The following is a 12,981-nucleotide window of genomic DNA, read 5'->3' as shown; positions in this document are numbered from 1 at the left end:
CGGAGTAAACCGATGAAAATCCTCGTTCTTGCCCTTCCTGCGCTGGCGCTGATGGCGTGCACTCCGACCGGGTCCGGCACTGCCGGGGTCGGTTTTGGCGATTACGGGACCTATTTGGCGCAGCGCGAGGCCGAGTTGGTGGGGCAGCGTCAGGCGGCCATTCCCGCGCCGAAGATCGCCCCCGCGCAGCCGGTGGTGGCGGCGGCCGCTCCGGTTCCGGCGAATAATGGCTACGGCACGGCGCCGCTTTCGGCGCTGGCGCCCGCGGCGATCCAGCCCGGTGCAGCAGTGCCGACCGCGGTTGTAGCGACGCCTGCAGCGGGGGATCAATCCCTCGGGCAAGAGGCGCTGGCGACGCTGGCCGCGACCTCTCCGACCCCCACGGCGGCGCCCCTGGTGCCGGCCGCCCCGGCGCCTGTCGTCGCGCCAGCGGTGCAGGGCTCTGCGGGTCCAAACCTTGCGGCCTATGCGCTGTCGGCGACCAACGGGATGGGCCAGCAGATCTATGATCGCGGCGGCTTCCACCTGACCGATTCCGGCAAGGCCTGCGCCAAGTATATCTCGCCGGATCTCGCGCAGATGGCCTTCCTTGAGAAGGGCGGGCCGCAGAAGGATTCGCTCAACCTCGACCCCGATGGCGACGGCTTTGCCTGCGGATGGGACCCGCGCCCGTTCCAGGCCGCGCGCCAGTGACGCTGCCCTCGCCCAATTTCGGCGAGCGCAGGGGCGGTTTGCGCCCGGAACTGATCGTGATCCACTACACCGCCATGCGCAGCTGCGCCGAGGCGAGGGCGCGCCTGTGCGACCCGGTGGCCGAGGTCTCGGCCCATTGGCTGATCGCCGAGGATGGCCGGGCCGAGCAACTGGTGGACGAGGCAGCACGCGCCTGGCACGCGGGCGCAGGTGCATGGCGCGGGCAGGGGGATGTGAACTCCCGCTCGATCGGCATCGAACTCGCCAATACCGGCGACGCGCCTTTCCCAGAGCCGCAGATGGCCGCGCTTGAGGTGCTCTTGCGCGCGATTATGGTGCGTTGGGGCATCGGACCCGAGGGCGTGATCGCGCATTCCGACATGGCGCCCGACCGCAAGGCCGATCCGGGGCCACGCTTCGACTGGCGCAGGTTGGCGTTGCAGGGGCTGGCGGTCTGGCCCGAGGCGGGGCCGCAACTGCCCCCCGACCCGCAGGTTTTCGCGGCGCTGGCGCAGGCCTTCGGCTACCCCGAGGTGCCGCCCTCGCAGCTTTTGCAGGCGTTCCGGCTGCGTTTCCGGCCGCGCCATGACGGGCCGCTCGATGGCGCCGACATGGCCATGGTGGCCGCGCTGGCCGCACACTATGGCGATGACGGCGATCAGTGGCGCGCCTGCTAGCGATTGACGCGGGCGCCGCGCGCGCATATCTGGGCGGCGCGCGGATGGCTGGATGACCGCGGCTGCCCATAGCTCCGCATTTCGCGGATAGCTGGGGGGTCGAGGAAAGTCCGGACTCCATGAAGCGGCGGTGCCGGGTAACGCCCGGCGGGGGAAACCCCAGGGAAAGCGCCACAGAGAACAGACCGCCCTGCTTGCAGGGTAAGGGTGAAACGGTGGGGTAAGAGCCCACCGCGGGACGGGTAACCGGACCGGCACGGCAAGCCCCACCGGGAGCAACGCCGAATAGGGACCACGCGCCGTTCGCGGCAGGGGAGCTTCGCCCCGAGTGGTCCGGGTTGGCGGCTAGATCCTGCGGGCAACCGCAGGGCCAGAGGAATGGTCATCCAGAGGCTTCGGCCTTGGACAAAATCCGGCTTACAGGCCATCCGCGCAAATTCTTCCCTCCGCATATCGCGGCCAATCGCCCTCGCGGCGAAAAAACCTTTTGTGGAATGGCCCTTTGGCCGCACTATTCGCGAACCTGAACAACCGGGGGGTGTAGGATGAGTTTTGTGAAGACGCTGGCCACGCTGGCCGTTGGGTTTGCCGCGGCGCGCGGGGTGGACAAGTTCCGCAAGATCGGTGGCATGGAAGGCATGAAAGAGGCGATGCGCGGCGCCGGAGAGCCGGGCGGCATGGCTGACCAGATGGGCGATTTCGCCGAGAAGATGGGCGTTCCGGGCGGCAAGGAAGCCGTGCGCGACATGGTGGCCAAGTTCGGTTCGCAGGCGGTTGCCGCGACCGAGGCGACCGAGGCGGGCCTTGGCAACCTCATGTCGGCCATGACCGGTGCCGCGACTGCGGGCGCCAAGGGGCTTGGCGACATGATCGGGGCGGTGTCGGCGGCCTCGCCGGGCAGCGCGATCATGGAGGAGCAGGCCAAGCTGATGATCCGCGCGATGATCCAGGCCGCCAAGGCCGACGGCGAGATCGACCGCGACGAGCGCGCCAAGATCATGGATCACCTGTCGGATGCCTCGGACGAAGAGATCGCCTTCGTCGCGGCGGAGCTTGATGCGCCGGTCGATGTCGTGGGGCTGGCCACGGCGGCGGGCGAGAGCGCCAAGGCGCAGGTCTATTCGGCCGCGCTGATGGCTATCTCGGTCGATACCGATGCCGAGAAACAATATCTGGCGAATCTGGCTGCTGCGATGGGGCTTGAGGCCTCCAAGGTGCTGGAGATCCACAAGGCTATGGGCAAGCCCACGCACTAAGCCGCGATAAATTCGGCAAAGGCGCGCTTTGGAGGTTGACTCTGAAACGCGCCTCGCTAAAAGGCGGGCTTCAAAGGAATTCAGCGGGCCGGGGTGCCCGGCTCTAGGAGAACGACAATGGCGAAGCCGACGACGATCAAGATCCGTCTGAACTCGACGGCGGGCACCGGGCACTTCTACGTGACCAAGAAGAATGCCCGCACCATGACCGAAAAAATGACCGTGAACAAATACGATCCGGTCGTTCGCAAGCACGTCGAATACAAGGAAGGCAAGATCAAGTAAGATCTGCCAGACCTTGGGTCTTAAGGGCCGCACCTTCGGGTGCGGCCTTTTTCTTTGGCGTGGGGTCAATTTATCCGAGTGAAAAAATCGGGTTTACATATCTGACTAAATCAGTAGGTTTCCGCTCGTTGTCCCGCGCGACCGGGGCGCAGAACTGATTCAGAAGGAACGCGCGATGAAAAAGACCCTGCTGGCCCTCGCGGCCTCGACCGCACTGACCGGCCCGGCCTTTGCTGAAGCCCCCTCAACCGAAGCTGTGCTGGATACCTATGCCGATCTGGCGCAAGCGGGCTATGCCGACAGCCTCGCCACCGCTCAGGCGCTGCAAGGCGCAGTCGACGCCCTGATTGCCGCGCCGTCAGAGGACACGCTGCAAGCCGCCCGCGCGGCCTGGATCGCGGCGCGTGTGCCCTATCAGCAGACCGAGGCGTTCCGATTCGGCAATGCCATCGTCGATGACTGGGAAGGCCGCGTGAACGCTTGGCCACTCGACGAGGGGCTGATCGACTATGTCGATATGTCCTCGGCCGCGGTGAACGAGGAAAACGAACTGGCGCTGCTCAATGTCGTCGCGAACCCGAAGATCACCATCGGCGCAACCGAGATCGACGCGACCGAGATCACGCCCGAACTGCTTGGCGGTGTCCTGCATGAGGCCGAGGGGATCGAGGCCAACGTGGCCACCGGTTACCATGCCGTCGAATTCCTGCTCTGGGGGCAGGATCTGAACGGGACCGAGGCCGGTGCCGGCGCGCGCCCCTTCACCGACTACCTGGCAGGCGAGGGCTGTACCGGCGGCAATTGCGATCGCCGTGCCGCCTATCTGAAGGCCGCGACCGATCTCTTGGTGGCGGATCTGGCGGAAATGGCCGCGAACTGGGAGGCGGACGGCGGCGCCCGCACCGCGCTGATGGCGGACCCGGCGGCGGGGGTCTCGGCGATCCTGACCGGGATGGGGTCGCTTTCCTACGGCGAGTTGGCGGGCGAGCGGATCAAGCTGGGCCTGATGCTGCACGACCCCGAGGAAGAGCATGATTGCTTCTCGGACATGACGCACCTGAGCCATTACTATGATGGCCTCGGCATTCGGAACGTCTATCTGGGCAGCTATACCCGCGTCGATGGCTCGGTCGTGTCGGGGCCGTCGCTGTCGGACTTGGTCAAGGCCGCCGATCCGGCGGTGGATGAAAAGCTGCGCGCCGATCTGGATGGCTCGGTCGCGGCCTTGGGTGAGATGAAAGCCGCAGCCGAAGGCGGCATGGCCTTCGACCAGATGCTTGGAATGGGCAACGAGGCCGGTGCCGCGATCATCAACAAGGCGGTCGATGCGCTGATTGCGCAGACCCGCAGCATCGAACGCGCCGTGGCGGCCCTCGGCACCGAGGCGACGGTCGAAGGCTCGGATAGCCTCGATAATCCGAACGCCGTGTTTCAGTGACTCTTCGCGTGGCCCGAGGCTTCGGGCCACGCACCCTTTCATTGTCTGACTGCCGATGATCCGCCCGATTTCCCTTTTGCTTGGCCTCTCGCTGGCCCTGCCCGCGGTGGCTGACCCTGCCGCGCCACGCAGCAATGCGGATGCCGCGCGGGTGGCTGCGGTCACGGCCCTTCCCGCCGATCCGGGCCGGGTTGAACCCTATGAAGCGCGTCCCGCCGGAGCCGGGACGGTAATGGATGGGCGTTTCTCGGCTCCGCTTGTGACTTTAGGGGAGGGCGCCGCGCTCGATTTCGTTCTGGGCGAGGCAATCTTTGACAAGCTCTGGGTGCCCGCGCCTACGGCCACGCGCGCCTCGGACGGGCTCGGGCCGCTGTTCAACGCGCGGGCCTGTGCCAATTGCCACCCCGGCGATGCGCGCGGCGGCCCGCCCGAGGCGCCGGGCGCGCTTTCCGGCATGGTGCTGAAACTGTCGCGCGCCGCGCCCGCCTCGGCCATTCCCGCTCATCTTGCCGCGATCCCCGGCTGGCAAGCCAAGCTGCCCGATCCGCAGCTTGGCACACAGTTGCAGGATCGCGCCATTCCCGGTGTCGCGCCCGAGGGCGCGCTGAGCATCGACTGGGAGGAGACGCAAGTGAGCCTTTCCGGGGGCGAGGTCGTCTCGCTCCGTCGCCCGCTTGCGAACGTGACCCCTGCGCTGGCGTCGGAGGTGATGACCTCGCTGCGCGTCGGGCCGCAACTGATCGGGCTTGGCTTGCTTGAGGCTGTGCCCGAGGCCGATATTCTGGCGGGCGCCGACCCCGAGGATAAGGATGGCGACGGGATCTCGGGCCGTGCCTCACTGGTCTGGTCGGCGGATCGCGGGCAGGCGATGCTTGGTCGCTTTGGCCTCAAGGCCGGGGCAGCGACACTGCGCGAAATGGCGGCGGCGGCGTTCTCGACCGATATGGGGCTCTCCTCGCCGCTCTTTCCCGATCCGTCGGGGGATTGCACTGCGGATCAGATCGCTTGCCGCGTCGCGCCGAATGGCGAAGATGCCGGGCTGCGCGACGGGCGCGAGGTGGGGGGCGATGCTCTCGATCTGGTGGCGCGCTACTTGCAGGGGCTTTCGGTGCCCGCCCGCCGCGCACCAGAAGACGCGCAGGTCTTGCAGGGCAAGGACGCCTTCCACGAAGTGGGCTGCCCCGCCTGTCATCGCCCGAAATACGTAACCGCCCGCCTGGCCGATGACCCCGCGCGTAGCTTTCAGCTGATCTGGCCCTATACCGATCTGCTTCTGCACGACATGGGGTCGGGACTGGCCGATGGGCGCCCCGAGGGCGTCGCCACGGGTGCGGAATGGCGCACCGCGCCGCTTTGGGGCATTGCGCTGAACGCCGAGGTCAGCGGCAAACCCACGACCTACCTGCATGACGGGCGCGCGCGATCGTTACTGGAGGCCATCCTGTGGCACGGTGGCGAAGCCCAAGCCGCCCGTGATAGGGTCGCGCGGATGGCGCCCGACACCCGCGCCGCCCTGATCCGCTACCTGGAGAGTCTCTGATGCGTTTGCCTGCCCTTGCCGCCCTTTTGGCCCTTGCGTCCCCCGCCATGGCCGATGTGCCGGAAGTGATCAGCAAGCATGTCCTGCCGGGCTATGCCGCCTTCAGCAAGGCAAGCGCCGATCTGGCTGCTGCTGCGCAGACAGACTGCGCGGCCGAGGGCCTGCGCGACGAATGGAACGCCACCTTCGACGCCTGGCTTGGCGTTTCGCATCTGCGCATGGGGCCGGTGGAGGAGCAGGGCCGCGCCCTGGCCATCGCCTATTGGCCCGACCCGAAGAATATCGGCGGGCGTCAGCTGGACGCGATGCTGACCAAGGCCGACCCCGCCCTGCTGACGTCCGAGGCGATGGCGCAAGTCTCGGTCGCCGCGCGCGGATTGTTCGGGTTGGAGCGGCTGATTTATGGCGATAGCGCGCAAATAAGCGACGCTTATGCTTGCGATCTGCGCAAGGCACTGGCGCAGGATCTGGCCGCGATGGCCGCGACCACCGAGGCAGGCTGGACGGGCGGTTATGCCGATCTGGTGCTAAGCGCCGGGGCCGAGGGCAACGCGACCTTCCTGACTGCCTCCGAAGGGCGGCAGGCGCTGTTCACCCAGCTGATTACAGGGCTTGAGTTCGATGCCGACACGCGCATTGGGCGCCCGCTTGGCACCTTCGACAAGCCCCGCCCGGAACGGGCCGAGGCGCTGGCCTCCGGCCGCAGCCTGCGCAACGTGACCCTGTCGCTGACCGCTCTGCGCGCGATGGCCGAGGCGCTTGCGCAGGGGCTGGGTGAGATCCCGCAAACCGAGGCCGCGTTCGACCGTGCGCTCGATCTGGCGGGCAAGCTTGACGATCCGACCTTCGCGGGCGTCTCCGATCCCTCGGGGCGGCTCAAGGTCGAGATCTTGCAACAGGCCATCCAGGCCGCACGCACCGCCGCCGAGGCCGAGATCGGCACGCTTCTGGGCGTGTCGGCCGGGTTCAACTCGGCCGATGGCGACTGACAATAAAGGACTACCCTCATGAAACGTCGTGCTTTTCTCGCCTCGCTTGCCGCAGCGGCGGCGTTGCCGCGCGCAAGCTGGGCGGATGCGGGCAGCCCGGCCTATCTGGCCGCAGCGAAAGAGGTGAGCGGAGACTATTCGCTCAGTGGCATTTCGCGCGCGGGCGAGCGGCTCTTTTCGCTGCCCCTGCCGTCGCGGGGCCATGCGGCGACTGCGCATCCGACGCGCCCCGAGGCCGTGGCCTTCGCCCGCCGTCCGGGCACGTTTGCGCTGGTGATCGACTGCGCCACCGGCGCCACGACCGCGCGCCTGACCCCGCCCGAGGGGCGCCAGTTCAACGGCCACGGCGTCTATTCGGCGGATGGCGCGACGCTTTATACCTCGGAAGTGGTGGCCGAAGGCTCCGAGGGGCGGATCGGCCTTTGGGATGCCGCGCGCGGCTATCAACGGATTGGCGAGTTCGCCTCGAACGGGATCGGCCCGCATGAGATCCGACGCCTGCCGGGCTCAGACGATCTGGTGGTGGTCAATGGCGGCATCCAGACCGATCCCTCGGACCGCACACCGCTGAACCTGGACACGATGCGCCCGAACCTGAGCTACCTGAGCCCGGAGGGCGCGGTGCTTGAGGTCGTGGAACTGCCCGAGCTTTGGCAGAACTCGATCCGCCATCTCGCGCTGCGCTCGGACGGGCAGGTGGCCTTCGCGATGCAATGGCAGGGCGATCTGGCCGAGCCAGTGCCGCTGCTGGGGCTCCACCGCCGGGGCGAGGACGTGATTCTGGCCGAGCCGTTCGATGCGGAGATGTTCGCGATGAAGGGCTATGCGGGGTCAGTTGCCTATACGCAGGATGGCCAGCAGGTGGCGATCACCTCGCCCAAGGGCGGGCGCATTCAGGCATTCTCGGCCATGGGAGTGCCGCTCTGGTCGCTGGCGCGGGCCGATGTCTGCGGGCTTGGCCCTTGCGCTGAGGGGGGATTCGTCGCGACCGACGGGCAGGGCCTTGTTGCGCGGGTTATCGACGGGCGCCTAGAGCCGCTGTCGAGTGCAAGTGTGTCCTGGGACAATCACTTGGTCGCATTGGGCTGACAAAGGGGCTTTGGCCCCTTTTTTCTTGGCCGAATGGGCGCAGGGAAAAGCCAAACGGAATCGCCAGCCGGGGGGGCAAGTTCCTCAAACTAGGGGGAGATGGTGCTGTGAGAGAGGATTGAACTCTCGACCTCTCCCTTACCAAGGGAGTGCTCTACCACTGAGCTACCACAGCGCCGAACCGGTGTGTTTCGACCGTGGGCGGGGATTTAGACGTATTCGCCGAGGTGCGCAAGCGCAAAGTCGCACCCTCTCTCGACACATTTTTCCGGGCAGGCTACAGAGGGGCCATGAATGACAAACCCCCCGGATCGAAAAGCCAGCAGGGCAAGGACAAACCGTCCGCCGAGCTGAGCCGCGACGAGCGGCTGGCGGCGGCGTTGCGTGCCAATCTTCAGCGCCGCAAGGCGCAGACGCGCGCGCGGGCGGCCGAGACCGGGGATGAGGCGGAAGGGAACGAGTAGATGGATTCGATCATCGTGCGCGGCAACGGGCCGCTGAAGGGCCAGATCCCGATTGCCGGGGCCAAGAACGCGTGTCTTGCGCTGATGCCGGCAACGCTGCTGAGCGAAGAGCCGCTGACGCTGACCAATGCGCCGCGCCTGTCGGACATTCGCACCATGACGCAGCTTCTGGCCTCGCTTGGGGCCGAGGTGACGGCGTTGCAAGATGGCAAGGTTCTGGCGACCTCGTGCCATGGCGAGATCAAGCCGGTCGCGGATTATGACATCGTGCGCAAGATGCGCGCGTCGAATCTGGTGCTGGGGCCGCTGTTGGCGCGTCTGGGCCATGCGGTCGTGTCGCTGCCCGGCGGCTGTGCAATCGGCGCGCGCCCGATGGATATTCACATCGACGCGCTGGCCGCGCTTGGTGCCGAGATCGAGCTGAAGGACGGCTATCTGCACGCCAATGCGCGCGGCGGCCTCAAGGGCGCGGTACATGAGATGCGCTTTGCCTCGGTCGGCGCGACCGAGAACTTCCTGATGGCGGCGGTACTGGCGAAGGGAACCTCGGTTCTCAAGAACGCCGCGCGCGAGCCTGAAATCGTCGATCTGGCGAAATGCCTGCGCGCCATGGGGGCGCAGATCGAGGGCGAGGGCACCTCGGACATCACCATTCAGGGCGTTGACCGGCTGCACGGCGCGACTCACCCCGTTGTCACCGACCGTATCGAGCTGGGCACCTATATGCTGGCCCCCGCGATTTGCGGCGGCGAGGTCGAGTGCCTGGGCGGCCGCATCGACCTGATCGAGAGCTTCTGCGAAAAGCTCGACGCGGCGGGGATTTCGGTCGAACAGACCCACACCGGCATCAAGGTCAGCCGCAAGAATGGCCGCGTGCGCGCGGTTGATGTGGTGACCGAGCCTTTCCCGGGCTTCCCCACCGACCTTCAGGCGCAGATGATGGCGCTGTTGTGCACGGCCGAGGGAACCTCGGTGCTGGAAGAGAAGATCTTCGAGAACCGCTTCATGCACGCGCCCGAACTGGTGCGCATGGGCGCCAAGATCGAGGTTCACGGCGGTCATGCAACCGTGCATGGTGTGGACAAGCTGAAAGGCGCGCGCGTCATGGCGACCGACCTGCGGGCCTCGGTGTCGCTGATTCTGGCGGCGCTTGCGGCCGAGGGCGAAACCATGGTCAGCCGCGTCTATCACCTCGATCGCGGCTACGAACGGGTCGAGGAAAAGCTCAGCGCCGTCGGCGCCAAGATCGAGCGGGTGAAGGGGGACTGATGGCGGACGCACGATTCGAGGACGCGGCGGAAGGGGCGCTGAGCCTGCGGGCAGAGACGCCCGAGGATCTGGGCGTGATTGCCACGCTGGTGCAGGATGCCGTTCTGCCGATCACCGAAATCGTGTGGGAGGCCAAGGCCCGCCGTCTGGCCTTGCTCGTCAATCGCTTTCGCTGGGAAGACAAGGCACGGGCCGAGGCCGAGGGGCGGGATTACGAACGGGTTCAGTCTTTGCTGGTGATCTCGGACGTGACCCGCGTGGCCTCGAGCGGGATCGACCGGGCCGATCGCGATCTGGTTTTGTCGATTCTCGACATCGCGTGGGACGCGGGTGTGGACGGGGCAGGGCAACTCGTGCTGACGCTGGCGGGCGATGGCGCCATTGCGGCATCGGCCGAATGTCTTTCGGTCGATCTGCGCGATGTCACGCGGCCTTACCGCGCGGTGTCGGGCGCGGCGCCGGTGCATCCGGAATGATCCGCGCGGCGCGCCCCGAGGATGCTGTGCGCATCTCGGAAGTGCTCTGCGCGTCGATCCGCGATCTGTGCAGCGCCGATCATCAGGACGATCCGCCGAAGATTGCAAACTGGCTGGCCAACAAGACACCCGAAAGCGTGGCCGCAATGATCGCGGCACCCGGCGGGCGGCTTTACGTCGCCGGGCATGAGCGGATCGAGGCGGTGGGCGCCATCGAATGGGCGGGCCAGCCGGACGACACCGGCAAGATCACGCTCTTATACGTCCACCCCGAGGCGCGACGTCAAGGTTACTCCTCGGCGCTACTCGCGGCGATGGAGGCCGAGCTGGTGGGCATGGGCCGCAGCCGGGGGCTATTGACCTCGACCGCAACGGCTTTTGCCTTCTACCGTCATCACGGGTGGCATGCCGATGGCCCTGCGCGCGAGGGGCGCTGGATTCTGGGCCGCCCGATGCGCAAGGATCTGTCCTGAGGCCTTGTTTTTGAACGCGCGCGCTTGCCGAGGGGCGCGCAACTCTCTATCCCGTTGAACGGATAAGGAGACCGTCATGCCGCATTTCCTCAACACCCGCGATGCCGATTTCGAGGCCCGTTTCACCGCGCTTCTGGGGATGAAGCGCGAGGACAGCCCCGATGTCGATGCGGCGGTGGCGGGGATCATCGCGGATGTGCGCGCGCGCGGCGATGCGGCGGTGATCGAACTGACCTCGAAATTCGACCGTCTCGACCTGACGCCCGCGACGCTGGCCTTTTCCGAGGCCGAGATCGAGGCCGAGATCGCCAAGGTCAGTGCCGAAGAGCGCGCGGCGCTGGAACTGGCGGCCGATCGCATCCGTGCCTACCATTTGCGCCAGATGCCGCATGACGCGATGTGGCGCGATATGTCGGGCGCGATGCTGGGCTGGCGCTTCACGCCGGTCTCGGCGGCAGGGCTTTATGTGCCGGGCGGGCTGGCAAGCTACCCGTCCTCGGTTCTGATGAACGCGATCCCGGCCAAGGTCGCCGGGGTGCAGCGGCTGGTCATCGCCTGCCCGACGCCGGGCGGCGTGGTCAACCCGCTGGTGCTGCTGGCGGCCAGACTGGCAGGTGTCGATACGGTCTATCGCATCGGCGGCGCACAGGCGATCGCGGCGCTGGCCTATGGCACCGAAACCATCGTGCCGGTGGACAAGATCACCGGCCCGGGCAACGCCTTCGTGGCGGCGGCAAAGCGGCGGGTTTTCGGCAAGGTCGGCATCGACATGATCGCGGGCCCGTCCGAGATCCTCGTGATTGCGGATGGCGACAACAACCCCGACTGGATCGCGCTGGATCTGCTGAGCCAGGCCGAACATGACGAATCCGCCCAGTCGATCCTGATCACCACCGATCAGGGCTTTGCCGATGCGGTCACACGCGCGGTCGAAAAGCGGCTTGAAACGCTAGAGCGCCGCGCCATTGCCGGTGCCAGCTGGCGCGATTTCGGTGCAGTGATCGTGGCAAAGGATCTGTCCGAGGCTGCGGCGCTGTCGAACCGCGTGGCGCCCGAGCATCTTGAGTTGTGCGTGGCCGACCCCGACGGGTTGGCCGAAGAAATCACCCATGCGGGCGCGATCTTCCTGGGGGCCTATACGCCCGAGGCCATCGGCGACTATGTCGGCGGCCCCAACCATGTGTTGCCCACCGCACGCTCGGCGCGTTTTTCCTCGGGGCTGTCGGTCCTCGACTTTGTCAAACGCACGACTTTGGCCAAGATGACCCCCGAGTCGCTCAAGGCAATCGGCCCCTCGGCCGAGACGCTGGCGAAATCGGAAAGCCTTGAGGCGCATGGCCTTTCGGTGCGTGCGCGCCTTGCGGCGCTGAATGAAGGAGACGAGTGATGGCGCGTATTGCCAAGCTGGAAATCGACGACTCGGGCCTGCCCGCGCCGACCCCCGAGATCGAGCAGGAGCGCCGCGTTGCCGTCTTCGATCTGCTGGAAGACAACTCTTTCGCCATTCCCGGCCGTGAGGGCGAGGCCGCGCCCGAAGGCCCCTTCGCGCTGACGCTGGCAGTGCGCGACGGGCGTCTGGTCTTTGACACCTCGACCGAGGGGGGCGACAAGGTGGCTGAGTTCCACCTGTCCTTCGGCCCGTTCCGGCAGGCGGTGAAGGACTATTTCCAGATCTGTGAGAGCTATTTCGAAGCAGTCAAGCGGCTGCCCCCCAGCCAGATCGAGGCGATCGACATGGCGCGGCGGGGCATCCACAACGAGGGTGCGCGGATTTTGCAGGAGCGTCTCGAAGGCAAGGCCGAGATCGACATTGACACGGCGCGCCGACTGTTCACCCTCGTCTGTGCCTTGACCCCGGTGAAATGATGCCCAGTCTTCCCCACTCGGTCCTTTTTTGCTGCGACCACAATGCCACGCGCTCGCCGATGGCTGAGGGGATGATGAAGAAATACTACGGCCGCGAGGTCTATGTGCAGTCTGCGGGCGTGAAGTCGGACCTGGAGATCGACGGCTTCACAATCGCCGTGTGCAACGAGATCGGCGTCGATCTGACCCGCCATCGCTCGCGCGATTTCAACGAGTTGTCGGATTTCGGCGATAGTATCGAGTCCTTTGATCTGGTCATTGCCCTGACGCCTGCCTCGCGCGCGCTGGTCGAGGAAATGTCGCGCCTGCACCACGTACCGCTCGAGTTCTGGCCGATCACCGACCCGACCGGCGCCGGCGAGAACCGCGAGGCGCGACTGGCCGCCTACCGCTCAACCCGCGAGCAGATCAGCCGCAACATGATCGCGCGCTTCGGCCCGCCCAAAGAATAAACACACGGAGACTG

15 protein-coding genes, 1 tRNA gene and 1 other RNA gene are annotated in these 12,981 nt (G+C 66.5%); 16 read left to right on the top strand and 1 reads right to left on the bottom strand.

The window, feature by feature from the left end:
- Positions 1-12 precede the first annotated feature (12 nt).
- From LZA78_RS12930 to LZA78_RS12890, 9 genes are all read left to right on the top strand, one after another.
- Entirely contained in the window at positions 13-693 is a 681-nt protein-coding gene (locus tag LZA78_RS12930) for a hypothetical protein (protein WP_233677352.1), read from the top strand.
- Complete coding sequence (locus tag LZA78_RS12925) at positions 657-1,370, top strand: N-acetylmuramoyl-L-alanine amidase (protein WP_233677351.1); 714 nt, start codon at positions 657-659, stop codon at positions 1,368-1,370. Before LZA78_RS12930 ends, LZA78_RS12925 begins: the two co-directional genes overlap by 37 nt.
- Before the next feature lie 40 nt (positions 1,371-1,410).
- An RNA gene (gene rnpB / locus LZA78_RS12920) (RNase P RNA component class A) lies at positions 1,411-1,806 on the top strand.
- Positions 1,807-1,915: 109 nt separating this feature from the next.
- A complete protein-coding gene (locus tag LZA78_RS12915; RefSeq protein ID WP_233677350.1) occupies positions 1,916-2,626 on the top strand; it encodes a DUF533 domain-containing protein in 711 nt (236 codons plus the stop codon).
- Between the two features lie 117 nt (positions 2,627-2,743).
- The gene (gene rpmG, locus LZA78_RS12910; protein ID WP_011750518.1) at positions 2,744-2,911 is read left to right on the top strand and encodes a 50S ribosomal protein L33; all 168 of its coding nucleotides are present in this window, start codon (positions 2,744-2,746) and stop codon (positions 2,909-2,911) included.
- A 175-nt stretch (positions 2,912-3,086) separates the two neighbouring features.
- Positions 3,087-4,349, top strand: a complete 1,263-nt coding sequence (locus LZA78_RS12905; protein WP_233677349.1) for an imelysin family protein — start codon at positions 3,087-3,089, stop codon at positions 4,347-4,349.
- 55 nt (positions 4,350-4,404) lie between these two features.
- Positions 4,405-5,889, top strand: a complete 1,485-nt coding sequence (locus LZA78_RS12900) for a di-heme oxidoreductase family protein (RefSeq protein WP_233677348.1) — start codon at positions 4,405-4,407, stop codon at positions 5,887-5,889.
- Complete coding sequence (locus LZA78_RS12895; protein ID WP_233677347.1) at positions 5,889-6,878, top strand: imelysin family protein; 990 nt, start codon at positions 5,889-5,891, stop codon at positions 6,876-6,878. Before LZA78_RS12900 ends, LZA78_RS12895 begins: the two co-directional genes overlap by 1 nt.
- 18 nt (positions 6,879-6,896) lie before the next feature.
- A complete protein-coding gene (locus LZA78_RS12890; RefSeq protein ID WP_233677346.1) occupies positions 6,897-7,967 on the top strand; it encodes a DUF1513 domain-containing protein in 1,071 nt (356 codons plus the stop codon).
- Positions 7,968-8,067: 100 nt separating this feature from the next.
- On the opposite strand, the gene LZA78_RS12885 is transcribed toward LZA78_RS12890, so the two are convergent.
- Positions 8,068-8,142 (bottom strand) — tRNA-Thr (locus LZA78_RS12885).
- A 115-nt stretch (positions 8,143-8,257) separates the two neighbouring features.
- Between LZA78_RS12885 and LZA78_RS12880 the strand changes: the two genes are divergently transcribed.
- The 7 genes from LZA78_RS12880 (at position 8,258) to LZA78_RS12850 (ending at position 12,967) form a co-directional block, all read left to right on the top strand.
- Positions 8,258-8,431 (top strand): hypothetical protein, encoded by a 174-nt coding sequence (locus LZA78_RS12880; protein ID WP_233677345.1) that lies wholly within the window; start codon positions 8,258-8,260, stop codon positions 8,429-8,431.
- Positions 8,432-9,700 (top strand): UDP-N-acetylglucosamine 1-carboxyvinyltransferase, encoded by a 1,269-nt coding sequence (murA, locus tag LZA78_RS12875; protein ID WP_233677344.1) that lies wholly within the window; start codon positions 8,432-8,434, stop codon positions 9,698-9,700. It abuts the gene before it with no gap.
- Positions 9,700-10,176 carry a DUF2948 family protein gene (locus LZA78_RS12870; RefSeq protein WP_233677343.1) on the top strand — a complete coding sequence of 159 codons (477 nt, stop codon included), beginning with the start codon at positions 9,700-9,702 and terminating at the stop codon, positions 10,174-10,176. Before murA ends, LZA78_RS12870 begins: the two co-directional genes overlap by 1 nt.
- The gene (locus LZA78_RS12865) at positions 10,173-10,649 is read left to right on the top strand and encodes a GNAT family N-acetyltransferase (protein WP_233677342.1); all 477 of its coding nucleotides are present in this window, start codon (positions 10,173-10,175) and stop codon (positions 10,647-10,649) included. The genes LZA78_RS12870 and LZA78_RS12865 overlap by 4 nt, the downstream gene beginning before the upstream one ends.
- A 76-nt stretch (positions 10,650-10,725) precedes the next feature.
- Positions 10,726-12,036, top strand: coding sequence for a histidinol dehydrogenase (gene hisD, locus LZA78_RS12860; RefSeq protein ID WP_233677341.1), 1,311 nt, complete (start codon positions 10,726-10,728; stop codon positions 12,034-12,036).
- On the top strand, positions 12,036-12,515 hold the full coding sequence (locus tag LZA78_RS12855) for a UPF0262 family protein (protein WP_233677340.1): 480 nt from the start codon (positions 12,036-12,038) through the stop codon (positions 12,513-12,515). The genes hisD and LZA78_RS12855 overlap by 1 nt, the downstream gene beginning before the upstream one ends.
- Positions 12,512-12,967 (top strand): arsenate-mycothiol transferase ArsC, encoded by a 456-nt coding sequence (locus tag LZA78_RS12850; RefSeq protein WP_233677339.1) that lies wholly within the window; start codon positions 12,512-12,514, stop codon positions 12,965-12,967. Before LZA78_RS12855 ends, LZA78_RS12850 begins: the two co-directional genes overlap by 4 nt.
- Positions 12,968-12,981 lie beyond the last annotated feature (14 nt).

The sequence above is a fragment of the Rhodobacter flavimaris genome, assembly GCF_021378075.1.
GTDB lineage: Bacteria > Pseudomonadota > Alphaproteobacteria > Rhodobacterales > Rhodobacteraceae > Rhodobacter > Rhodobacter flavimaris.
Note: the sequence above shows the minus strand (reverse complement) of the source record. Positions and strands in the feature narration are given on the sequence as shown.

Coding starts and splice junctions, on each gene's coding strand:
- rpmG (WP_011750518.1), top strand. CDS start 2,744: ATGGCGAAGCCGACGACGATCAAGATCCGTCTGAACTCGACGGCGGGC.
- LZA78_RS12925 (WP_233677351.1), top strand. CDS start 657: ATGGGACCCGCGCCCGTTCCAGGCCGCGCGCCAGTGACGCTGCCCTCG.
- LZA78_RS12900 (WP_233677348.1), top strand. CDS start 4,405: ATGATCCGCCCGATTTCCCTTTTGCTTGGCCTCTCGCTGGCCCTGCCC.
- LZA78_RS12905 (WP_233677349.1), top strand. CDS start 3,087: ATGAAAAAGACCCTGCTGGCCCTCGCGGCCTCGACCGCACTGACCGGC.
- LZA78_RS12865 (WP_233677342.1), top strand. CDS start 10,173: ATGATCCGCGCGGCGCGCCCCGAGGATGCTGTGCGCATCTCGGAAGTG.
- LZA78_RS12915 (WP_233677350.1), top strand. CDS start 1,916: ATGAGTTTTGTGAAGACGCTGGCCACGCTGGCCGTTGGGTTTGCCGCG.
- LZA78_RS12930 (WP_233677352.1), top strand. CDS start 13: ATGAAAATCCTCGTTCTTGCCCTTCCTGCGCTGGCGCTGATGGCGTGC.
- LZA78_RS12890 (WP_233677346.1), top strand. CDS start 6,897: ATGAAACGTCGTGCTTTTCTCGCCTCGCTTGCCGCAGCGGCGGCGTTG.
- LZA78_RS12880 (WP_233677345.1), top strand. CDS start 8,258: ATGAATGACAAACCCCCCGGATCGAAAAGCCAGCAGGGCAAGGACAAA.
- hisD (WP_233677341.1), top strand. CDS start 10,726: ATGCCGCATTTCCTCAACACCCGCGATGCCGATTTCGAGGCCCGTTTC.
- LZA78_RS12850 (WP_233677339.1), top strand. CDS start 12,512: ATGATGCCCAGTCTTCCCCACTCGGTCCTTTTTTGCTGCGACCACAAT.
- LZA78_RS12870 (WP_233677343.1), top strand. CDS start 9,700: ATGGCGGACGCACGATTCGAGGACGCGGCGGAAGGGGCGCTGAGCCTG.
- murA (WP_233677344.1), top strand. CDS start 8,432: ATGGATTCGATCATCGTGCGCGGCAACGGGCCGCTGAAGGGCCAGATC.
- LZA78_RS12855 (WP_233677340.1), top strand. CDS start 12,036: ATGGCGCGTATTGCCAAGCTGGAAATCGACGACTCGGGCCTGCCCGCG.
- LZA78_RS12895 (WP_233677347.1), top strand. CDS start 5,889: ATGCGTTTGCCTGCCCTTGCCGCCCTTTTGGCCCTTGCGTCCCCCGCC.